Source organism: Flagellimonas sp. ABD4_174, assembly GCF_056160185.1.
In genome coordinates, this window is record NZ_JBSWWP010000001.1 from 1,379,690 (window position 1) to 1,401,963 (window position 22,274).

Below are 22,274 nucleotides of genomic sequence, written 5' to 3' on the forward strand. Positions count from 1 at the left end.
AAATAGTGGTATATTTGCACGCAATTAATCCGTAATTGCAATGGAAGCTCACCTAAACAAAATTGTTGGCGAAGGACTTACTTATGATGACGTTCTTCTTGTGCCGGCATATTCCGAAGTACTTCCCCGAGAAGTCAACATTCAATCAAGATTTACCAAAAACATTACCATAAATGTGCCCATTGTTTCTGCGGCCATGGATACTGTGACCGAATCCCGAATGGCAATTGCCATGGCCAGGGAAGGCGGTATCGGAGTTCTTCACAAAAACATGACCATAGAAGACCAGGCGCTAAAGGTCAGAAAAGTGAAACGTGCGGAAAGTGGAATGATCATGGATCCAGTTACACTTCCGTTGGATTCAAGTGTACGAGACGCTAAAGCCAGCATGAAAGAGCATAGTATTGGTGGTATTCCCATTGTTGACGCAGAAAAAAAATTGATCGGTATCGTAACCAATCGTGATCTCCGATTCGAAAAGAACGATGGTCGCCCTATTTCAGAGGTAATGACCTCTGAAAATTTGGTGACCGTGGGAGAGGGTACCTCTTTACAACAAGCCGAAGTAATTCTTCAGGAAAACAAGATTGAAAAACTTCCTGTGGTCAATCAAAAGGAGGAACTGGTCGGTCTGATTACTTTTAGGGACATTACCAAACTTACCCAAAAACCTATTGCGAACAAGGACCAATATGGGCGTTTACGCGTAGCCGCTGCCATTGGAGTAACGGGAGATGCTGTTGATCGTGCCGGTGCATTGGTAAAAGCCGGGGTCGATGCCATTATTATAGATACGGCACATGGGCATACCAAAGGTGTGGTGGGCATACTTAAGGAAGTCAAGAAATCCTTCCCCGAATTGGATGTCGTGGTAGGTAATATTGCTACGGCCGAAGCTGCAAGATATTTGGTGGAAGCGGGTGCGGATGCTGTTAAGGTAGGTATTGGACCAGGATCTATCTGTACCACACGCGTGGTGGCAGGTGTCGGTTTCCCACAGTTTTCAGCAGTTTTAGAGGTTGCCGCTGCACTAAAAGGAACCGGGGTTCCGGTAATTGCCGATGGTGGAATTCGGTATACCGGAGACATTCCCAAGGCTATAGCAGCTGGAGCAGATACTGTAATGTTGGGTTCGTTGTTGGCAGGAACAAAAGAATCGCCTGGCGAGACGATAATTTACGAGGGACGTAAATTTAAATCTTACCGTGGCATGGGCTCTGTTGAGGCAATGAAGCAAGGTAGCAAGGACCGATACTTTCAAGATGTTGAGGACGATATTAAGAAATTGGTTCCCGAAGGAATTGTAGGTCGCGTACCTTACAAAGGTGAGTTAATGGAAAGTATGCACCAATTTATTGGTGGTCTGCGCGCTGGAATGGGGTATTGTGGCGCAAAAGATATCGAAACTTTAAAAGAGAGTGGTCGATTTGTAAAAATTACTTCGAGCGGCATTCACGAAAGTCATCCGCACGATGTGACCATTACCAAAGAAAGTCCAAATTATAGTAGATAAATATTGAAACGCTGGGGGGCAATTACTTCCCAGCGTAGCTTTTCCAGTCTTGATCTTTATAGATGTTCTCGCCAAAATACTTGGCGATCTGCATAAAAGGTTCCACTTGTTGATAACCGGGCACGGGTGAAAGCATATTTAGTTTTTCGTCCAAGAAAACTACAGTGGGGTAGCTCATGCGCCCTTGCAACAGCGCCGCTGCCAACTCGTGATAGCCTCTTCTGCCCGAAGGTATGTACTTAAAGGTTTTTCCCTGATATTCAATAGGGTCTTTGCCTTCAGCATCCATTTTTACCATATAGAAATTATCCTGCATATATTTGGAAACCTCAGGATTTTGAAATGTATTCTTGTCCATTTTCTTGCACCATCCACACCAATCGGTATACACATCAACAAAGATTTTTTTAGGGCTTGCCTCCGTTTTGGATAACTGGACGGCTTCGTCCCAAGAAATCCAATTGATTTCTTGAGCCTGGGCATTAAAGCCTATCAATACTATAATAAGTAAACTGATTTGGGTAAAAATTGAGCGCATAGTCGTTATTTTTGACGTAATTGTCGTCTTATCTCTACAAAACTAACGAAAATTATGCCAAAAAAGTATTGATTTTAACAGCTTGATAGGGCTTACTTCTATTTTACCGGTTGCTCTTGCGGAACATTAAAAACATCCTTGATGTCCACTTGGTTGCGCAGGATATCATCAAAAGTTTCTCTTTTTCGTATTAAATGTGCCTTGCCTTGGTACCAAAGTACTTCAGCGGGGCGGTATCTGGAGTTGTAGTTGCTTGCCATGGTAAAGCAATACGCACCGGCATTTCTAAAGCAAAGTATATCGCCCTCCGAGATTTCGTTGATCCTACGGTTACTCCCAAAAGTATCCGTTTCACAAATGTAACCTACCACAGAATAGTAGCGTTCCCTGCCCTTTGGATTGGATATGTTGATTATTTCGTGATTAGATCCATATAACATTGGACGAATCAAGTGATTGAAACCAGAATCGACACTTGCAAAAACGGTTGAAGTGGTTTGCTTCACTACATTCACTTTGGCTAAGAAATAGCCAGCTTCGCTTACCAAAAATTTTCCCGGTTCAAAGGCAAGTGTCAGTTCGCGGCCATAATCCTTGCAAAATGCATTGAACTTTTTGGTCAGTTTTTTGCCCAACTCATCAACGTTGGTCTCAATGTCCCCTGCTTTATATGGCACTTTAAATCCACTGCCAAAATCGATAAACTCTAGATTTTTGAAATTTTTAGCCGTTTCGAACAAAATTTCAGAGGCATAGAGGAACACATCAATATCCAAAATATCGCTCCCTGTGTGCATGTGTATGCCATTGATGTTCATGTTGGTAACCTCCACAATACGCAATAAATGTGGTATTTGGTGGATACTGATGCCAAATTTTGAATCGATATGGCCAACAGAAATCTTGGAATTTCCTCCAGCCATTACGTGCGGATTTATTCGGATACATACAGGAATATCCGGATGCTTGCTGCCGAATTGCTCCAAAATGGAGAGGTTGTCTATATTGATTTGAACGCCAAGGGCGGCCGCTTCCTCTATTTCCTCCAGGGAAACCCCGTTTGGCGTAAAAATAATGGACTCTGGTTTAAAGCCTGCCAAAAGGCCTAAATTGACCTCTTGTATGGATACGGTGTCCAAACCGCTACCCAAACTATTTAATAATCTAAGGACGCTTATATTGGAAAGGGCTTTCGCCGCATAGTTCAACTTAAGCTTTGGCACTCCTTTAAAAGCGTTGGTCAGCTTTTTATATTGCGATGTGATTTTATCGGCATCGTACACGTACAATGGTGCGCCAAATTGTTCGGTAAGTTGAAGTAATTCCTTAGAGTTCATGTTAATTACATATTTTGAACAAAACTAGGTTTTGTAGGTGGGTTACGCAAAAAAGAAATTTCAAAATATAAATATATAACAAAATGTTTTAAATAAAACATCAAAACTTAAATTAGGTTGTTCTTTTGGATTCTGATCTGTATTTTTAGAGGAAATTGGAATTATGAAGCTACCCTTATTTCCACTACAATCCGTTTTTTTTCCTGGAGAAACAGTGCCACTTCACATTTTTGAGGATCGTTATAAGCAATTGATCAACGATTGTAGGAATGAGGCGCTCACTTTTGGTATCCCGGTCTATATCAACAATGCCATCAACTATGGAACTGAAGTGCAATTGGTGGAAGTTGTAAATACCTATGAATCCGGTGAAATGGACGTGGTATGTGTGGCGCGTCAGGTTTTTAAAGTGTTGAGCTTTGAAAAACAATTGGAAGGAAAGCTATACGCTGGAGGCGAAGTGGAGTTTTTGGAAATGGAAAATGACGCAAATGATAGTTTAAGGGAGGAAGTGATTCAAAAAGTTGAGGCGCTCTACGATATTATGGACGTTCCCTTTACCAAAACATCGCCCAAACAATTCAACAGCTACTCCCTAGCCCATAAAATGGGGCTTTCTTTTGAGCAAGAATATGAGTTATTGCTTATGAAGAAGGAAACCGATCGATTAAACTTTATAAAAACACATTTGGAGGCTGCGACCAGTATACTTACCGAAGTGAACCGTGCCAAAGAGGTTATCGAGATGAACGGGCACTTCAAAAACTTTGATCCGCTCGATTTTCAAGATTTTACATTGTAGCCATCCGTGGAATCAATAAAAAGCCCATAATTTATACTTGGGTATCAATTATTCATTTAACAACTTCAATTTGTCAGCGTTGTTTTCTATTTTTGTCAGCAAACAAAAGTAAATTCACAGATGAATCTTCACGAATATCAAGGAAAAGAGATTTTAGCCAGTTTTGGTGTTAGGATCCAAAGAGGGATAGTTGCTCACAACGCCAAGGAAGCGGTAGATGCCGCAAAACAACTTACACAGGAAACCGGAACCGGATGGCACGTTATCAAAGCACAGGTTCATGCAGGTGGCCGTGGAAAGGGCGGAGGAGTTAAACTGGCCAAAAACTTGAAAGAAGTAGAAGAATTGGCAGGAAGTATTATCGGGATGAACCTGGTTACCCCGCAAACATCGGCAGAGGGGAAAAAAGTACATCAGGTTTTGGTAGCTGAGGATGTGTATTATCCCGGCGATAGTGAGACCAGCGAGTTTTATATGTCCGTTCTTTTAAATAGAGGTACGGGTAGAAACATGATCATGTATTCCACTGAAGGTGGGATGGATATAGAAGAAGTGGCGGAAAAGACGCCGCACCTTATTTTTACCGAAGAAGTTGATCCTGGTTTGGGCCTGTTGCCGTTCCAGGCGAGAAGAATTGCCTTTAACCTTGGTCTGTCCGGTACTGCGTTCAAAGAAATGGTAAAGTTCGTGATGTCGCTCTATAAGGCATATGTGGAAAGTGATTCCAGTCTTTTTGAGATCAATCCGGTTTTGAAAACATCGGACGATAAAATTATGGCGGTAGATGCCAAAGTTACCATAGACGATAATGCGCTGTACAGAAGAAAGGCTTACGCAGAGATGCGTGATCTGCGCGAAGAGAATCCGATCGAAGTAGAAGCTCGTGAAGTAGGTTTGAATTATGTGGATTTGGATGGTAATGTAGGCTGTATGGTAAATGGGGCCGGTTTGGCCATGGCCACTATGGATTTGATCAAAATGGCCGGAGGAGAACCGGCGAACTTTTTGGATGTAGGTGGAACCGCCGATGCCAAAAGGGTGGAAGAAGCTTTCCGTATTATCCTGAAGGATCCTAACGTAAAAGCTATCTTGATCAATATTTTTGGTGGTATTGTTCGTTGTGATCGTGTTGCCCAAGGTGTGGTTGATGCGTACAAGAACATGGGAGATGCCATCCAAGTGCCGATTATTGTAAGATTGCAAGGGACCAATGCAGAGTTGGCCAAAGAAATTATAGACAACTCAGGGTTGGCCGTGCATTCCGCGGTACAGTTTAAAGAAGCGGCAGATAAGGTCGAGGAGGTTCTGAGCTAGTCTTGACCATTTAAAAATATCGAAAAAGGGCAATGTTTTGTTAATATTGCCCTTTTTGTTTTTTGTAGTGGATATCCGATGCATCAGTGTCGTTTTTTGTCCGAAATTCTTATCTCATTAATTATGAGCCTGTTTTGATTTAGAACGATTTTTTAAAGTTCATTTTTGGGTTTATAAAGAGTATTTGCCCAACGTTAAGGACATTAAACATTTGTTAAATCGACAAAAAGTGTAACAATTTACTTTTTAAATCGTCTTATTTTTGTGGTGTCTTAAAAAAAGGACCTTAATCGGGACTTGTTTTTAGCAAATCATTAATCATTCAATTTTAATCAAAAAACAAAAATCATGAAAAAATTAAGAACTGTTTCAGTAGCGTTGGCACTTATGGCAACCATGAGCGCATTTGCAACAAAAGGAAAAAAAGCGACCAAGGAGAACAATCTTTCGGGTCAGATTTATGAAATGTTGAAGGATAATCAATTCAACGCAGATCATAAGGATTTGACTGCCGAGGTTCGTTTTATTGTAACAGAAAAAGGCGAATTGTTGGTTCTCTCTGTTGAAACCAAAAACGATGTTTTGGAGGGCTTTGTTAAGAGTCGTTTAAATTACCAAAAGGTGGAATTAACAAATGTTGCTCCCGGAAGAGTATATGAGCTTCCAGTAAAAATTACCGCGTAATACACGGGAATTGTTTGAGTTAGTTAGAAAAAAGCCCTGAATTTCAGGGCTTTTTTGTACTAAAAAGTATGGTTTTGAAGTTATCTACAGTAGGATCGATAACCAAAACCAAGCTTTATGGGTACTCACAAAGAAAAATTGAGCATTCTTTCGCAAATGATAGCCTTTGCCAGGGTAGATCATTCGATAAAGCAGTCAGAGTACGATTTTTTGCTTCAGGTCGCACATACCCTTGGCATTGGTAAAGATATCTTCGAAGGGCTTCTTAAGGAAAAATCCCCTAAGGTCCGCTTAAAGACCCAAGCAGAGCGCATAGTACAATTCCATAGACTTATCCTTCTTATGAATATCGACAAGGAACAACATAGGAAGGAAATAGACAAACTCTATAATATTGGACTAAAAATGGGGCTCCCACCGGCGGCTATCAGTCAGGTTTTGGAGGTTATGCACCGTTATCCGGACAATATTGTACCGCCCGATGTGCTGATCAATATCTTTAAGGCATATTACAACTAATGTCAAAATGACATTTTTTTCATCCCCAAACACGTCAAAATGACATAGATTTTGTGTTGGTACAGGTTTTGCTTTTTACTGGTTGATTTAGATGTTTAACTAAAATTGAATCGCCATGAGTATAGTAAAAAGAAATAACCTGTTTTTTCCATCATTGATGAATGATTTTATGGGTCCTGATTGGTTCGGTGGAACAGAGAAGTGGAATACTGCCGTGCCCGCAGTAAATATAAAGGACAATACAGAAAGTTTTGAATTGGAACTTGCTGTTCCTGGTATGAAAAAAGAAGACTTTACCGTAGAAATCGATAACGATGTACTTACCATTGCCAGTGAAGTAAAAACTGAAAATGAAGAAAATAAGGACAACTACACAAGAAAGGAGTTCTCATTCACATCGTTCAAAAGGGCATTCACATTGCCGGAAACCGTAGATGGATCTAAAATAGATGCGAAGTACGAAGATGGGATACTAAAACTGATGTTGCCCAAAAAGCAAGAGGCATTGCCAAAACCCAAAAGACTGATTGAAATAGGATAAGGCACTAGAACACCAACTAAAGGTGTTTCATGATGGTTGGATTAGTTGGTTAGTTGAGGCGCGCTCCGGCATTTGCTGGAGCGCGTTTTTTATTTTTTTTCTTGCAACATTTTTATTTCGTCCCTTAATTTGGCGGCTTCCATAAAGTTGAGTTCTTTGGCAGCTTTTTCCATGGCCTTTCTTTTTTCGCGAATCAGTTTTTCTTTTTGATCTTCCGTAATATAGTTTAGATCTGGCTCGGCGGCACGTAACTCTTCTTTTTGAAAGTGGTAGGTGGATACCGAGTTTTTGGCAAGGGCACTGTCCAGGTTTTTCTTGAGTGCGGTAGGGGTTATGTTATTTTCTTTATTGTAGGTAATTTGCTTTTCCCTACGATAATTGGTTTCGTCTATGGTTTTCTGCATGCTTTCCGTAATCTTGTCGGCATACATAATGGCTTTCCCGTTCAAGTTTCTTGCAGCACGCCCTACGGTTTGGGTGAGCGAGCGGTTACTTCTTAAAAAACCTTCCTTATCGGCATCCAGTATGGCAACTAGGGAAACTTCCGGTAGATCCAATCCTTCCCGCAAGAGGTTTACTCCGATCAAGACATCAAAAAGTCCCTTGCGCAGGTCTTGCATGATCTCCACCCTTTCCAAAGTGTCCACATCACTGTGGATGTATCGACAGCGAACATCAATTCTGGTTAAATATTTGGTGAGCTCCTCGGCCATACGCTTGGTCAGTGTCGTTACCAAGGTACGTTCATCCAATTCTACACGTTGTTGGATTTCTTCAACAAGGTCATCGATCTGGTTTTCGCTGGGGCGAACTTCGATTATAGGGTCCAGCAACCCCGTTGGTCGGATAATCTGTTCCACATAAATACCTTCGCTCAATTCCAGTTCGTAGTCAGCGGGAGTGGCACTAACGTATAGTACTTGATTTTGTAGGGCTTCAAATTCTTCAAACTTTAACGGACGGTTGTCCATTGCCGCCGGTAACCGGAATCCATATTCCACCAAGTTTTCCTTTCTAGATCGGTCGCCGCCATACATGGCATGTACTTGCGGTATGGTAACATGGCTTTCATCGATCACCATTAAATAATCATCTGGAAAATAATCCAGCAAACAGAAAGGTCTGGTGCCCGGTTTTCTGCCGTCAAGGTACCGAGAGTAGTTCTCGATTCCTGAACAATAGCCCAGTTCGCGAATCATTTCCAAATCAAAATTGGTGCGTTCCTCCAAACGTTTGGCCTCTAAAGGCCTGCCGATTTCCTTAAAATAATCCACTTGTTTTACCAAATCGTCCTGAATCTCGCGAATTGCATTTTGCAATACATCCGGGGAGGTAACAAACATATTTGCGGGATAAATGTTCAAGGTGTCGTAAACCTCTATAACGTTATTGTTGTACGGGTCCAATGCTTCGATTTCCTCAATTTCATCACCAAAAAAATGGATACGGAACGCATGGTCGGCATATCCTGGAAAAACATCGACCACATCTCCTTTTACCCTAAAATTTCCATTTCTGAAATCTGCAGTGGTCCTTGCGTACAGGCTCTGTACCAACTGTTTTAAAAATTTGGTCCTAGAAATAACTTGATCCCTATGAATGGTGATAACGTTTTTTTGAAATTCTATCGGATTTCCAATACCGTACAAACAGGATACCGACGCTACAACCAGTACGTCCCTTCTTCCGGATAAGAGAGAGGAGGTGGCACTTAAACGCAATTTCTCGATATCCTCGTTTATGGAAAGGTCTTTTTCTATATAAAGTCCACTGGTCGGGATATAGGCTTCAGGTTGATAATAATCATAGTAGGACACGAAATATTCGACCGCATTGTTCGGAAAAAATTGTTTGAACTCTGAATATAGTTGTGCCGCCAAAGTTTTGTTGTGTGCCAAAACCAGAGTAGGCCGTTGAACCGATTCCACAACGTTGGCCACGGTAAATGTTTTTCCCGATCCGGTTACGCCGAGCAAGGTTTGGTGTGCTGTTTTGGACTCAATGCCCTCGACCAATTGTTTTATCGCCTGCGGCTGATCGCCGGTAGGTTTAAAATCGGAAACTACCTGAAATTTCATGCTGTAAAAATACTAAAGGATGTTCCTAAAAGGAAGTAAAAAGGGATATTATCTTTTTAAGGAAAAATGCCCCCTGAACTCCCGGTCCGAATCATCAATGGCCATGAACCAATAATCTCCGGCAGGTAAGCTGCGCCCGGCCAAATTTCCGTCCCAACCCAGAGAATACTGCGAAATTTGTTTTATAAATGTACCGTAGCGATCAAAGATTCGGATACTTTTAAAAACAATTTCTTGCGTCTCTGTTGGCTGTATAAACTGCCAATAATCGTTTATGTTGTCCCCATTGGGGGTAAAGAATTTTGGAAATCCCTCCACGGTCAAGTCCTGGGCGAATTTTTGCTGGGCAATGCCACAACCGTTCTTGTCCCTAACATAGAAGATGTGGCTTCCGGGTGCCACATTGTTAAAAACATTGCTGTCCAAATATGGGCCATCTATATCATCTATGGCATATTCGTAATCTCCGTTACCTGATGCAACTACGGTTATTCGCAGTGAGGAGACCAGAGTCTCGGCCATTATATTTTCTATGGTTGCCATTTCCGATGAAACGACCTCGAATACTTGACTCGAGGGACATTCAATGGTATTGCCATTTTGATTGATCGTATTGTAGGCTTCGTACCTGTACCTGCCGTTTTCAGTGATGGTAACGTCACTGGTGTCCGAGATTAGGGACTCATTTTCAAATTGATCTATCCGAAACCACCGGTAACCTTCGGCAATGTCGGTTGAATTGATGATCAGTGGGCCATTGTTATCGCAAGAGGATATGGTAGCGGGAAAATCTATTTCCGGGTTTACAATAACGTATTCCCCAGTATCAAAATCCAAAAAGGGGCCACATCCCAACAAGGTGGTAAAACTGGTCTGGGTGCACCCTTCTGCTACCCCTGTATCGTTAAAAGGAACAATTGTGATAAAAAAGGTTTTGTTTGATTCAAAATTAACGACCGGGGTGGAATTGCTATAAAATGTGGAGCCGTCAAGAATGTCCGTGCCCGTAGGTGTTGTGCCAATGGTAACGATGTATCCTGTTGCATCGGGTACGGCATGCCATTCCAATACAGGAGATAGCGGTACATTGGTTTCTCCGTTCAGCGGATAAATAATATTGGTGCAATCGGGTATTTCGGATTCGGCCCGTGTTGTAAATTGTTGATAGGTACAGCCCATTGCCGTTCCCAATGTGTTGTATGGTACAATTGATGCGTAAATAGGGGTCTCCGGGGGTAGATCGGTTATTGGGTTATAGGTAAGGGTGTTGCCAACATCAAAATTATTCAGAAGTTCCGTGCCTCCAGGTGTTGTGCCCAGACTAAGATTGTAGCCCGTTGCAGCGTAGACATAGGACCAGGATATGTTGGTATTTGGATTTATGTCCACAGCGTTGTTCAATGGATTGGTTATTTCGGTACATTCTGGAACTGTGGAAATGGGTTCGGTGGTAAAACTGTAGCTTGGACAGGTGATATTGGGCTGGTCAAAAAAGAAAAGGGTTATCGTTACATAAATAGTGGTATTGGCAGGTAGTCCAAGTGGTGGGACATAGGAAGATCCACTGGCAAATTGTGTGCTCAGGATGTCGTCGCCCCCGGGTGTTGTACCCATGGTTATATTGTAGGAGGGAACTCCGTCTACCGATTCCCAATCAATTGTGGCGTCCAAAGGAACATTTGTAGCTCCATTGGCAGGGTAAACCGGATTAGGGCAATCCTGGGCCCAAAAGGAATGGCTGGCCAGGAGTGCCCATAAAATTAATATTCTGTTCAGCATTACATGATTCTGTGCATCCTACAAGATACTACAAATCACGTTTTTTTAATAATGCGTAGGATAAGTAGATAAAAATCACTGTCCAAAGGATGACTACCAAAAACTCATACCAATATACATGGTAATCAAATCTCATATCCTCTCCTATCTGTTGACCAATATTCTGTACGGCCGATAACCTTGTGAAGGGTTCTTTTATTAAATTGGACATGGATTGCAATGGAAAAAATTGTTTTATGGTCTTGGCCGCTTCCCAGCTCATAACTTTCCAACCGAGCAAACCAAAAACTACTTGCTCCAAAATGGTCCATAAAATTAAGAACCCCAGCGCAAAGGCCGAACGCTTGACCAATATGCCCAAGAACAGGCAAAAAGAGAAAAAGCCGACCAGTTTAAAGAAGAACGCTGGTAAAAACTCCATGTCCGAAAAAATAATGGACATTTCGTCGTAATCGGAATAGATTAGGCCAAGGACCATGGAAACCACAAACACAAATATGGTGGAAATAAGCGCAAAACTGATTACGGTAAGGACTTTGGAAAGGATAAACTCTTTTTTGGAAAGGCCATCTATCAGGTTTTGTTTTATGGTCTTGTTGCTGTATTCGTTGGACATCATGGAAACGATTACAATGGCCAAAAATAGCTTAAAAAGGGCGGTGACAAAGGTGTTAAAGTGCCAGATATAGGGAAAATTGAATATCCCTTGATCCGCCAGATGAAATTGTACCGGGCCAATATCAAATTTAATGGCCGCGATGAGCGCAATGGAAGTTAAAAGCACAAAATAGGAGATAATAAGCACCTTGCTGGCCCTATTGTTCCATAATTTTATAAATTCTATTTGTAGGAGACGTAACATTCGTTTATTGATTATTGATTTTTGGTCAAGGTTAAAAATTGTTCTTCGAGACTTTCTTTCCGTTTAACGAGGTGAGATAGGACAATACCCTGGTCAAACAGCATTTTGTTTAAGCTTTCGGCATCCATTTCTTCCTTTAAATAGGCCGTAAGCGTACCGTTAAAGTTTTCGATTTTCCCGAAGCTGGCACTTTTTTCGAGCAGCTCTTGCAATTGCTCTAAATTTTCGCACTTCAATTCAAAAAAACCATGACTGGCCAGCATACTATCTACCGGCCCGGAATATAAATTCTCTCCTTTTCTAAGAATGATGACATGGGAACATACTTTTTCAACTTCGTCCAATAAATGAGAAGCCAATAAAATGGTTGTGCCTTGGCTCGCAATTTTTTTGATGATCTCCCGTATTTGATGGATTCCTTGGGGGTCCAGGCCATTGGTAGGTTCGTCCAAGATGAGTATTTCGGGGTCGTTGAGCAGGGCAGAGGCAATGGCCATGCGCTGTTTCATCCCCAGCGAATAGGTTTTGAACTTACTGTTCCTGCGGTCCCACAGACCTACCAATTCCAGTTTTTCCTGAATTTTGGATTCGGGTACATCTTTGATCTTACAGACCAACCTTAAATTTTGAATCGCGTTCATGTACGGATAAAAGTTGGGACGTTCAATTATGGCCCCGACCTTTTTTAGGGCGTCATGGGTGGTGGTGTTGCCATCGAACCAATTAAAATCGCCCGAGGTTCGGTTCACAACGTTCAGGATAATTCCCAATGTGGTGGATTTGCCACTCCCATTGGGTCCTAAAATGCCATAAACGTTACCTTTTTCTATTGTAAAAGAAAGATCTTTTACGGCTGTTAGGTAACCAAATTTTTTTGTAAGATGGTTTACGGTAAGTATTGTTTCCAAAAGATGCTATCGTTTTTTGAATGGTTTATACTAACTTGACGATATTATTTGCAAATTGTTACAAAATAATCGAACACAATGTCGGAAGAAAAATTAATGTCGAAAAAGAAACCTGCCTACCCCATAAGTAAGGAGCTGGATGAATATTTGGATTATTACAATAGAAAAATCGAAATTCCGATCCATTATGATGACTTGTTGCGCTTTTCAGGAAGCGTTGCCGTTTACGATGCCAAGGATGAGGATACACTTTGGGTGCGCGTGTTTTATCCGGAGTTCGATAGGGATGAAATAGACCTGGCCCTAAAAAGAGTGTATTCCAGTTTTGTTTCCGATGGCAGTGATTCCATTTTTCAATATTTGAACGTGGATTATGTGGACTATTGCACTTTTGGAAACTCCAAGCCTTTTCGAATCAAGGTCCGGAACATCCTTAACGATAACTATACCTTGTTCTATGTTAAAAAAACCGACGCTTCTAGAGTATATGGTTTGGAATTGGAGCATATGCTCTCTCCTTACAATTTAAACTTTGTAATCTATGAGAATACGCTCATCGAAGAGCATATTGTTGGTATTCCCGGAGATATTTTTATGAAGAACAACCTGCCCGAATGTACCGAATTCGAAAAATCACAGATTGCCAAGGAGTTTGTTAAGTTCAACGAAAGAAGTATGATCCGGCTCTTAGGGGACATGCGTTCTTATAATTACGTAATTGTTCCCACTCACGATTTTGATAGTGTAGTCTATAAAATAAGGGCCATAGATTTTGATCAACAATGCTATGAAGGCAATATAAAGGTATATCGACCCCAGTTTTTTAAAGAGAACAAGACCATGGTGGATTTGGTGCAAGGTAAATTGACCATAGATTCCGTTAACCAATATATTGTAGAGGAGCGTTCCATAATCGCAAAACGTATACTTAGTTGGGGGCGCCGCCTTAAACGCTTGTTGGATGTTTGCGCATTGGATACCATTGCTCCACCGGAAAACATAGAAATGCTAAAAAACCAATTGCAGGACCTTACGGGCGATATTAATTTTAGGGACAGCAAGAACATGGGCGAAATTTTGACCCACGCCTTGGATTTTGTGAAACGTAACTATGAGGATGTGAGTATGAAACAGATTATTGAAAAAAAATTCTAACTTTTCTGTTCCTTGTTAAAATACACAAGGTAATAGTACATCTGTCGTTCCTCGTCCCAACCTTTTTCCACAAACTTCTCTGCCGAATCAGGGTTGATGAAATCCATCTTGATCTGAATATTGGTGTCCAGATTGATTACATTCTTGATTTTTTTACGGGCATCGCTCACCGCTTTGTTGGCAATGTCAAAATTAGAAACGTCCTCAATGCTGTACTTGGGTCCTTTTTCTACTTTATAATGTTTAAACTCTGGAATTAAGTCGGGATTTTCCATTACCTCGTTCAAAAAAGTGGTCTCCTCGAAGTTGTCGTTTTTTGCAAAGTGGTTTACGGCGCGGTTCATGAACAATACCTCTTGCTGTTTGTCCTCTGCGGGCAAAACAACATCCTTGGCAAAGTTCTGGCAGAACTTAAGGTAGTTTTTTGTGTAAAAGTTCTCATCCGTTAATGGCGAAACTCCCAAAAAGTTTTCCAGCCAATATTTGGCGTCATATCGGTTGCTGTCCACAGATAATATCCTAAAACCTTCTTCTCGGTCCACGTTAAAAACTATGCACCCCTTATCCAATTTATTGATATTGATTCCCTGGCGAATTAAAATTTCCAAGTTGCGTTCGTTTTCCTCGAACTGAAGAAAGTCGTGCTTTAGCTCACTCTTAAAAATACCTACGGCATCCGTTTTTTTATTGTCGATTACCATATCGGAGAAATGCACCACATAAACCTCCCCGCTTTTAATGTGAGGGTGGTTGGATTGCTCAAACAGATGCGTGGTTATTTTTTTGGATAATCGATGGTTATCGGAGGGGTTGTCGAAAATCTCGGTAACCGCCGTACACACCTCATTGAATTCCAAATCCACTTCGTGACTGAACTTATAATAGTTTTCTTCCTTTTCGCGAAAGGGCTTAAAAAAGTATTCCTTTAATAGGCCTGCCATTTCATCGTTCAGGGAAAAAGGCTCTGCGGATAAAAAAGCAGATTCGTTTTTGCTCTTGTTGCCAACTCGGTGAAGCGATATACTTTCAATTTGGGCGGAATATAAGTTCAGCATTTTTTGGATCGGGGATTATTGGTTAAAATTTAGGCGGTGCTATTTTAGTTCCAGTTTTCGTCAAAGTCCATATCGTCGTAACTGTCCAGAAGGTCGTCAAAATTTCCTCCATCATCGTTGGGCTTTGCTTCGAATTGTTTTTCCGGTGGGGCATCCGGTAATTCGCCAAAGGTGAACAATACATTGGGATAAACACGGCCATCTTCTTTTTCCACAATATCGGCAAGCTCCACAAAAAAGGTCCACATGCTAAAAAAGTCGTACACGTAGATCAGTTTGGGGCTGTCCTTGGTCAGAATATCATCTAACGAGGTTTCGTTCATCAGGCGAATATCGGAGCCATTTTCACTCATATCAAAAAGAGCGATTTCTTCATCTTGATTCCATTCTTCGTCACAAGTATAAAATGAGGCCATTTCACTTCCCTCAAAACCAAAAGCTTGGGTAATGGCGTTGTGGAAATCCTCCAAGTTACTTTGGTCCTCAATTTCGATATCTCGAAAGATATCTTCCTCAGCATCAAGTATTATCCTGATTTTATAAATCATCCATCAAATTTTAGAGTGGGCACAAAGGTACAATAAATAGCAGTTATTTGGTGAACCTGTGCAAGGTAAACGTCATCGCGGCCAAAAGGAAAAAAGCGCCAATTTGATGCACGATGCCCAGCCAAAGGGGCACGGCATAAATCAATGTGAGCACACCCAATATAAATTGAACAAAAACTAGGGTCAACAAAGTTTTTAGTCCTTTTTCCTGGAGAGCGGTTGTGGATATTTTTCGTGTTCGGTACCAAATCACCCCAATCAAAGCGACCACAATGTAAGCCAGGTACCGATGTACAAACTGTACGCCGCTTTTTCCTTCGTAAAAGTTCTTTATTACGGGCTGTTGTTCTATATAAACGGTTTCGTGCATTAGTTTGCCCTCGTTCATCAGAGGCCAGTGGTTGTGAATAAAGCCGGCATCCAAACCTGCAACAAAAGCACCCCATACTATTTGAAGCAACAAGACCACCAGGCCTACGCGGATCAAGTTCCTTATTTTGGTGTCGACTTCTTTTCGATTTGGATAGATTAGGTCCAAGGCCACCCAAAAACTATAGGCGAACGTTAAGAATGCCGTGGTCAAATGGGCTGCCAACCTGTAGTGCGATACATCCGGACGGTCCACAAGGCCGCTTTTTACCATATACCAGCCCAAAAAACCTTGAAACCCGCCCATAAAGAGCAGAATCAAACTTTTTTTAATGGTAGGTCTATCCAGCTTCTTGGCTATCAAAAAGTAAATAAACGGTAAAATAAAAACGATTCCGATAAATCGTCCAATGACCCTGTGCAGCCATTCCCAAAAGTAAATGTCCTTGAATTCCTCGATTCCAAAATGATAGTTGAGTTTTTGGTACTCGGGATATTGCTTGTAGAGTTCAAAGGCTTCTTCCCATTCTTGTTCGTTCATGGGGGGGATTGTACCTTGAATAAGTTTATAATCGGAAATGGACAGCCCCGAGTGGGTAAGTCGGGTGATGCCTCCTACCAAAACCATTATAAAAATGAGAAAACATCCAGTTAACAACCAATACACCACATATTTGTTCTTTTTCATTCGGAATGGACTTTTAGATTCATTTTTTCGCCCTTTTTTAACATAAAGTTGTAGGCCGCTTCATATTCGTTGGGGATTTCTCCCTCTAAGATTGCCTCTTTGATCGCGTCTTTAATAATGCCTATTTCTTTGGATGGTTTTAGGTTGAAGGTTTTCATGATCTCTTCGCCGGAAACCGGAGGTTGAAAGTTTCGGATGTGATCCCGTTCTTCGACTTCGACTATTTTTTGGCGAACGATCTTAAAATTGTTCTTGTATTTTTTTTGTTTTTTGGGGTTCTTGGTGGTAATGTCCGCTTCGCAAAGGGTCATTAGGTCTTCCACGTGATTACCGGCATCGAACACCAATCGCCTTACCGCAGAATCGGTTACATGGTCTTCGGACAGTATAATGGGCCGTGAGCTCATCAATACCATTTTTTGAACGAATTTCATTTTATCGTTCAATGGCATTCGTAATCTTTTAAAAAGTTTATAGACCATTTTAGCGCCGACAAACTCATGGGCATGGAAGGTCCAACCTATTTTTTTATGGAATTTCTTGGTAGGTGCCTTTCCAATATCGTGAAGCAGTGCCGCCCAACGCAGCCAAAGATTGTCCGTTGTTTGTGCAATATTGTCCACTACCTCCAATGTGTGCCAAAAATTGTCCTTATGGCGTTGTCCCTCTATTTCTTCGATGCCTTGTAAGGCCGTTAGTTCAGGTAGAATTAAAGGAAGAAGTCCGGTTTTGTGCATCAGTGTAAAGCCTAGCGACGGTTGGGAACTCATCAATATTTTGTTGAGTTCGTCCACAATACGTTCCTTGGATACAATTTTTATTCGATCCTTGTGCTCTGCAATGGCCTGGAGAGATGGCAATTCGATGGTAAAGCGCAATTGTGAGGCAAATCGTATGGCTCGCATCATCCTCAATGGATCGTCCGAGTATGTGATGCCCGGCTCCAAGGGCGTGCGGATAAGTTGTTTGGCCAAATCCGCCAAACCATCAAAAGGATCTAAAAGTTGACCAAAATTGGATTGGTTCAGTGCCACTGCCATGGCGTTTATGGTGAAGTCGCGACGGTTTTGGTCATCTTCGAGTGTGCCATCTTCGACAATGGGTTTACGGCTGTCTCGGTTATAGCTTTCTTTTCGGGCGCCCACAAATTCCAGTTCCAGGTCTTTGTATTTGATCATGGCCGTACCGAAATTTTTAAAAACGGAAATATCCGGTTTACCCTTTAATTTGGAAGCCACTTTTTTGGCCAATTCAATGCCGCTGCCAATGGCAACAATATCGATATCTTTTGGGGTATTTCGTTTTAAAAAATAATCACGGACATACCCGCCGATCACATAGGAATCTGTTCCGAGCTCATCAGAAGCTTCGCCAATAAGTTTAAAAATAGGGTGCTGTATTGCGGCTGTATGGAATTCCTTCGTCATTCTTATTCCCGGATAACCTTCACCTTACCGTCGTTACTTAACTTAATTATGGAAGAAGGAGAAGGGTTTTTGTTTTCGTTCTGCAAATTTACCACATAGTCCACTCCTTTTAAAATTTCTTGATCAATATCCTTGAAATGTTTTGGGGTAGGATTACCAGAAATATTGGCCGAAGTTGACACAATGGGTTTTCTGAATTTATTGATGAGGTATTGGCAAAATTTGTCCGATGCAACCCGAATGGCCAGGGTGTTGTCCGCAGCAACCAGGTTGTCGGCAATGCCTATAGGGTCGTCAAAAACTATGGTGGTGGGTTTTGTGGCCAGATCCATAATATCGTACGCGACCTCGGGCACCTGTTTTACATGTCGTTCCAGCATGGCTTGGTTGGCCACCAAACATATCAGTGCTTTGGAGTCCTCTCTTTTTTTAAGGGCGTATACCTTTTTTACGGCCTCGGGATTGGTGGCATCGCAACCTATGCCCCAAACCGTATCGGTAGGGTAGAGGATGAGCCCGCCTTCTTGCAGAACTCGGTTACAATTATTGATTTCTTCGGTCACTGTTCTCTAATTTTAATTGAAAATGGTCGGTTAATGCCAACCACTGTGTTCTATTTTTATCCTCTTTTATGTTGGTGCTCTTCAAAGATTGTTTTTGGGAGCCCCAAATAGGGATTGGCTCTTTTCCGGTATTGTAAGCTTGTACTGAAACAGACCCTTTTAGCAAGCCCATAATTTTAAACCAAAGATCGTCCGCGTTTGGTGCGAGACTTAAAAAAAGATCTTGGTCGAATACTTTTTGGTCCATAGAGTTGGGAGGATAAAGCGTTCCACCTGCACCTATGGGCAGGGTTAGTTCAGGTGTACTGCATCCGGATGGGGCGGATTCCCACAGTTTGTAGGGTAGTAGTTCGCCCGATTTGTCATAAGCAATGCAACGTGTTTGATTGGCGATGATTTTATCAGGGTCGCTCAAATGGACTTTGTATAAGTCAGAAAGCCAATTTTTGCGATACATCATGTCATCATCACATGTAATGATAGTTTTTTCTGGATAATGTTTAAGGGGCTCCACGAGTTTTCTGTGCGAACTATGGTAATCCGTGTATTTAATAGAAAATAGGTTGCTGATCAGAGAATTGAGATTGGAAGGTATCTGGTTTTTTAAATCCTCGTGCAACCAAAGTATAATTTTTTCCGGTAATACCTTTTGGTCCATAAGGCTTTTTATGGTAAGGTGGACAATGTGGAGCCGGGAAGGAATCGATGCCAAAGAAACAATAACCGGAATTTGTTTTTTGTTCAAAGTAAGTTTTTCCTTGGATTTCCAAGATAAAGCTACTTGTTGAAAAAGGGATACTGGAATTTCCTTAACCTTCATTATGGTAAGTTTAGATTCGCAAAATTAAGGATATGAGATAACATTTAATATTTCTATTTTTGCCAAGATGAACCCACAGGAAAAAGAATCTCCGAAAATATCAGTAATCATAAGTACGTACAATGCCGAAGAGTGGTTAAAAAAAGTACTTTGGGGCTTCAATTGCCAAATCTTCAAGGATTTTGAAGTGGTTATTGCCGATGATGGATCTGGTCCAAAGACCAAAGAATTATTGGATGAGATGTCCGAAAATGTTTTTTACAATATTATCCATGTTTGGCAGGAGGACGATGGTTTCCAGAAGTCAAGGATCCTTAACAAGGCAGTCGAAGCTTGCAATGCGGAGTATATTATAATGACGGATGGTGATTGTATTCCAAGAGAAGACTTTGTGGAGGTGCATTACATTAACAAAGAACCCGGGTATTTTATTTCGGGAGGGTACTACATGTTGCCCATGAACATATCCAAATTGATTACACTGGAGGATATTGAAAAACAAAACTGCTTTAACATCCATTGGCTCAAAGAAAAGGGGATTCCAAAAACTTTTAAAAACAATAAACTAACGGCGAGTGGCCTTGTCTCTAAATTGCTCAATACCATAACTCCGACGAACGCTAGTTGGAACGGACATAACTCTTCGGGTTGGAAGAAGGATATTTTGAACGTGAACGGTTTTGATGAGCGGATGCAATACGGCGGGCAGGATCGCGAACTGGGTGAACGTTTGTTCAATTTTGGAATAAAATCTAAGCAATTGCGCTATAGTGCCGTTTGTGTGCATTTAGATCATAAACGAGGCTATAAAACGCCCGAATCCATTGCAAAGAACCAAGCCATACGTAAGGAGACCAGATCTAACAAATTGGTGTGGACGCACTATGGCATTACCAAATAATAGGCCAGTTGATTCTTTTTTTCCAACCTTTTTAATTCTCGGAACCTCTCCAAAACACCAAGAGCGTTTAAATAGCAAATAGTCCATCCTTTTTTGCCATCAAGAATTCCTAGGCGCAAAATGTAGTGGTTAAAGAATTTCCACGCTGGCTTTATGATCATTAAAAGGTAGTTGAAGTGTTTTTCCCTATAAAAATCCTCTTTTGCTTTTAGTTGGCCATATTTCAACATTTTACCCTTGTAGTCCTGATAGTCCTTGTAGCAATAATGGATAAGCTTTTCTTGTAGAATTCCAGATGTTCCATCGACAACCAAGGTTTCGTGAACTATTTTTTTATCGGTGAAATGTGCTTTGCTTTTGCGGAACAATCTATAATTTTTGTCTGTTTGCCAACCGCTAAAGTTCAATCGCTCGTTTTGGAACATAAACTGGCGGTAGAACCAATAGGCTTCATCTGCGTTTTCCTTATTGATGGTTTCAATAATTTCTGTTTGCAGACTTTGGGTCACAACTTCATCGGCATCTAAAAACAAGACCCAATCATTAGAGGATTGCTTTAGCGCAAAGGATTTTTGTGCAGTAAAATTCTCAAATGGATTTTGAAGTACCCTTACCTTCGGATGATTTAACAGATACTCGTATGTGCCGTCCGTACTGTAAGAGTCTACAACCACGATTTCATCAGCAAAAGAAACGGAATCGATACATTTCTCAATGTATCCAATTTCGTTATAGGTGATTATGAGTGCTGATAATTTTTGCTTTGGGGTGCGTAATCCAGCCATATTTATTGGTGTAGTGTTTTGGTGTTTACAAATCTATAACAAAAAAAAGGCGTAAAAATTGTTTTGCCGTTTATTTTTCTTACAACAATCAACAACGACGTTTCCCTACCCGGTTTTTGTTAAAAATAGTTTTTGACATGTATTTAGTAGAGGCTGGAATAGTGTTTGGGTTGCTTTAATTTAAAAAAAAACAACCCAAACTGTATATTTTGATTCCGTTTTTTAAAAAATCAGAAGATCGGAACGCCTTGATCTAAACTGCAACATTGTGCTCGCGCAAGGCATTGTTCAACGACGTTTTCTTGTCGGTGCTCTCCTTTCGTTTGCCAATAATCAAGGCGCATGGCACTTGGTAATCGCCGGCAGGAAAATTTTTGGTGTAGCTGCCGGGTATCACAACCGATCTTGCGGGAACACGACCTTTCAGTTCAACAGGCTCACTCCCTGTTACATCAATAATTTTCGTAGAAGCCGTTAAAACCACATTTGCTCCCAAAACAGCCTCCTTTTCAACACGGACCCCTTCCACAACAATACATCTGGAGCCGATAAATGCATTGTCCTCAATAATAACCGGAGCAGCTTGCAATGGTTCCAAAACCCCACCGATACCTACACCACCACTTAAATGGACGTTTTTACCGATTTGAGCACAACTGCCCACCGTGGCCCAAGTATCCACCATGGTCCCCTCGTCCACATAGGCACCAATGTTTACATAACTTGGCATTAAAATGGTTCCTTTGGAAATATAAGCTCCGTGCCTTGCCACGGCATGGGGTACCACACGGACACCTTTTTCTTTGTATCCTCTTTTCAAGGGAATCTTGTCGTGATATTCAAAAATACCAGCTTCGAGGACCTCCATTTTTTGAATAGGGAAGTATAGCACTACCGCTTTTTTTACCCATTCATTTATTTGCCAACCATTTTCCGTGGGTTCTGCGCATCGCAGCTCGCCAAGATCAATAAGGTCGATTACTTCTCTAATGGCCATCTGGGTCTTTTCGTCTTCCAATAATGATCTATTGTCCCATGCTTGCTCGATCAATGCTCTAAGTCCTGTCATTTTTCTTAAAATTTTGACA

22 protein-coding genes are annotated in these 22,274 nt (G+C 41.3%); 8 read left to right on the top strand and 14 right to left on the bottom strand.

The window, feature by feature from the left end; all coding sequences use genetic code 11:
* Positions 1–40: 40 nt before the first annotated feature.
* On the top strand, positions 41–1,513 hold the full coding sequence (gene guaB / locus ACXAFK_RS06105) for an IMP dehydrogenase (RefSeq protein ID WP_474957138.1): 1,473 nt from the start codon (positions 41–43) through the stop codon (positions 1,511–1,513).
* 22 nt (positions 1,514–1,535) lie between these two features.
* On the opposite strand, the gene ACXAFK_RS06110 is transcribed toward guaB, so the two are convergent.
* Together ACXAFK_RS06110 and lysA are read right to left on the bottom strand one after the other, a co-directional pair.
* Positions 1,536–2,051 carry a thioredoxin family protein gene (locus tag ACXAFK_RS06110; RefSeq protein ID WP_474957139.1) on the bottom strand — a complete coding sequence of 172 codons (516 nt, stop codon included), beginning with the start codon at positions 2,049–2,051 and terminating at the stop codon, positions 1,536–1,538.
* A gap of 98 nt (positions 2,052–2,149) precedes the next feature.
* Positions 2,150–3,388 (bottom strand): diaminopimelate decarboxylase, encoded by a 1,239-nt coding sequence (lysA, locus tag ACXAFK_RS06115; protein ID WP_474957140.1) that lies wholly within the window; start codon positions 3,386–3,388, stop codon positions 2,150–2,152.
* Positions 3,389–3,551: 163 nt separating this feature from the next.
* Here lysA and ACXAFK_RS06120 point away from each other — a divergent pair, with 163 nt between their 5' ends.
* The 5 genes from ACXAFK_RS06120 (at position 3,552) to ACXAFK_RS06140 (ending at position 7,248) form a co-directional block, all read left to right on the top strand.
* The gene (locus ACXAFK_RS06120) at positions 3,552–4,190 is read left to right on the top strand and encodes an LON peptidase substrate-binding domain-containing protein (protein ID WP_474957141.1); all 639 of its coding nucleotides are present in this window, start codon (positions 3,552–3,554) and stop codon (positions 4,188–4,190) included.
* A 120-nt stretch (positions 4,191–4,310) separates the two neighbouring features.
* A complete protein-coding gene (sucC, locus tag ACXAFK_RS06125) occupies positions 4,311–5,504 on the top strand; it encodes an ADP-forming succinate--CoA ligase subunit beta (RefSeq protein ID WP_224835188.1) in 1,194 nt (397 codons plus the stop codon).
* 348 nt (positions 5,505–5,852) lie between these two features.
* Positions 5,853–6,188: a hypothetical protein gene (locus ACXAFK_RS06130; RefSeq protein WP_252079173.1), complete on the top strand. Its 336-nt coding sequence runs from the start codon at positions 5,853–5,855 to the stop codon at positions 6,186–6,188.
* 117 nt (positions 6,189–6,305) lie between these two features.
* Positions 6,306–6,707 (top strand): TerB family tellurite resistance protein, encoded by a 402-nt coding sequence (locus ACXAFK_RS06135; protein WP_252079174.1) that lies wholly within the window; start codon positions 6,306–6,308, stop codon positions 6,705–6,707.
* Positions 6,708–6,822: 115 nt separating this feature from the next.
* Entirely contained in the window at positions 6,823–7,248 is a 426-nt protein-coding gene (locus ACXAFK_RS06140; protein ID WP_474957142.1) for an Hsp20/alpha crystallin family protein, read from the top strand.
* A gap of 89 nt (positions 7,249–7,337) precedes the next feature.
* Here the strand turns inward: ACXAFK_RS06140 and uvrB are convergent, their stop codons facing one another.
* From uvrB to ACXAFK_RS06160, 4 genes are read right to left on the bottom strand one after another with little or no spacing between them, the layout of a single operon-like run.
* Positions 7,338–9,326 (bottom strand): excinuclease ABC subunit UvrB, encoded by a 1,989-nt coding sequence (gene uvrB, locus ACXAFK_RS06145; protein WP_224835184.1) that lies wholly within the window; start codon positions 9,324–9,326, stop codon positions 7,338–7,340.
* A 48-nt stretch (positions 9,327–9,374) separates the two neighbouring features.
* A complete protein-coding gene (locus ACXAFK_RS06150; RefSeq protein ID WP_474957143.1) occupies positions 9,375–11,105 on the bottom strand; it encodes a T9SS type B sorting domain-containing protein in 1,731 nt (576 codons plus the stop codon).
* 28 nt (positions 11,106–11,133) lie between these two features.
* The gene (locus ACXAFK_RS06155; RefSeq protein WP_224835182.1) at positions 11,134–11,967 is read right to left on the bottom strand and encodes an ABC transporter permease; all 834 of its coding nucleotides are present in this window, start codon (positions 11,965–11,967) and stop codon (positions 11,134–11,136) included.
* 11 nt (positions 11,968–11,978) lie between these two features.
* A complete protein-coding gene (locus ACXAFK_RS06160) occupies positions 11,979–12,875 on the bottom strand; it encodes an ABC transporter ATP-binding protein (RefSeq protein WP_224835181.1) in 897 nt (298 codons plus the stop codon).
* 78 nt (positions 12,876–12,953) lie between these two features.
* On the opposite strand from ACXAFK_RS06160, the gene ACXAFK_RS06165 reads away from it, so the two are divergent.
* Positions 12,954–14,030: a hypothetical protein gene (locus ACXAFK_RS06165; protein ID WP_224835180.1), complete on the top strand. Its 1,077-nt coding sequence runs from the start codon at positions 12,954–12,956 to the stop codon at positions 14,028–14,030.
* On the opposite strand, the gene ACXAFK_RS06170 is transcribed toward ACXAFK_RS06165, so the two are convergent.
* From ACXAFK_RS06170 to ACXAFK_RS06195, 6 genes are read right to left on the bottom strand one after another with little or no spacing between them, the layout of a single operon-like run.
* Positions 14,027–15,085, bottom strand: a complete 1,059-nt coding sequence (locus ACXAFK_RS06170) for a nucleoid-associated protein (protein ID WP_474957144.1) — start codon at positions 15,083–15,085, stop codon at positions 14,027–14,029. The two genes, ACXAFK_RS06165 and ACXAFK_RS06170, sit on opposite strands and share 4 nt — an antisense overlap.
* A 44-nt stretch (positions 15,086–15,129) precedes the next feature.
* Positions 15,130–15,633 carry an IS1096 element passenger TnpR family protein gene (locus ACXAFK_RS06175; RefSeq protein ID WP_252079178.1) on the bottom strand — a complete coding sequence of 168 codons (504 nt, stop codon included), beginning with the start codon at positions 15,631–15,633 and terminating at the stop codon, positions 15,130–15,132.
* Positions 15,634–15,676: 43 nt separating this feature from the next.
* The gene (locus ACXAFK_RS06180) at positions 15,677–16,690 is read right to left on the bottom strand and encodes a COX15/CtaA family protein (protein ID WP_474957145.1); all 1,014 of its coding nucleotides are present in this window, start codon (positions 16,688–16,690) and stop codon (positions 15,677–15,679) included.
* Positions 16,687–18,117: a CCA tRNA nucleotidyltransferase gene (locus ACXAFK_RS06185; RefSeq protein WP_474957146.1), complete on the bottom strand. Its 1,431-nt coding sequence runs from the start codon at positions 18,115–18,117 to the stop codon at positions 16,687–16,689. Before ACXAFK_RS06185 ends, ACXAFK_RS06180 begins: the two co-directional genes overlap by 4 nt.
* A gap of 2 nt (positions 18,118–18,119) precedes the next feature.
* Entirely contained in the window at positions 18,120–18,680 is a 561-nt protein-coding gene (locus ACXAFK_RS06190; protein ID WP_369885082.1) for an L-threonylcarbamoyladenylate synthase, read from the bottom strand.
* Entirely contained in the window at positions 18,661–19,500 is an 840-nt protein-coding gene (locus ACXAFK_RS06195) for a zinc-binding alcohol dehydrogenase (protein ID WP_224835174.1), read from the bottom strand. Before ACXAFK_RS06195 ends, ACXAFK_RS06190 begins: the two co-directional genes overlap by 20 nt.
* A 67-nt stretch (positions 19,501–19,567) precedes the next feature.
* Between ACXAFK_RS06195 and ACXAFK_RS06200 the strand changes: the two genes are divergently transcribed.
* On the top strand, positions 19,568–20,401 hold the full coding sequence (locus ACXAFK_RS06200) for a glycosyltransferase family 2 protein (RefSeq protein WP_338193546.1): 834 nt from the start codon (positions 19,568–19,570) through the stop codon (positions 20,399–20,401).
* On the opposite strand, the gene ACXAFK_RS06205 is transcribed toward ACXAFK_RS06200, so the two are convergent.
* The gene (locus tag ACXAFK_RS06205) at positions 20,383–21,186 is read right to left on the bottom strand and encodes a glycosyltransferase family 2 protein (protein WP_474957147.1); all 804 of its coding nucleotides are present in this window, start codon (positions 21,184–21,186) and stop codon (positions 20,383–20,385) included. The genes ACXAFK_RS06200 and ACXAFK_RS06205 overlap by 19 nt on opposite strands.
* A gap of 253 nt (positions 21,187–21,439) precedes the next feature.
* On the bottom strand, positions 21,440–22,255 hold the full coding sequence (locus ACXAFK_RS06210) for a 2,3,4,5-tetrahydropyridine-2,6-dicarboxylate N-succinyltransferase (protein WP_252079184.1): 816 nt from the start codon (positions 22,253–22,255) through the stop codon (positions 21,440–21,442).
* Positions 22,256–22,274: the final 19 nt, after the last annotated feature.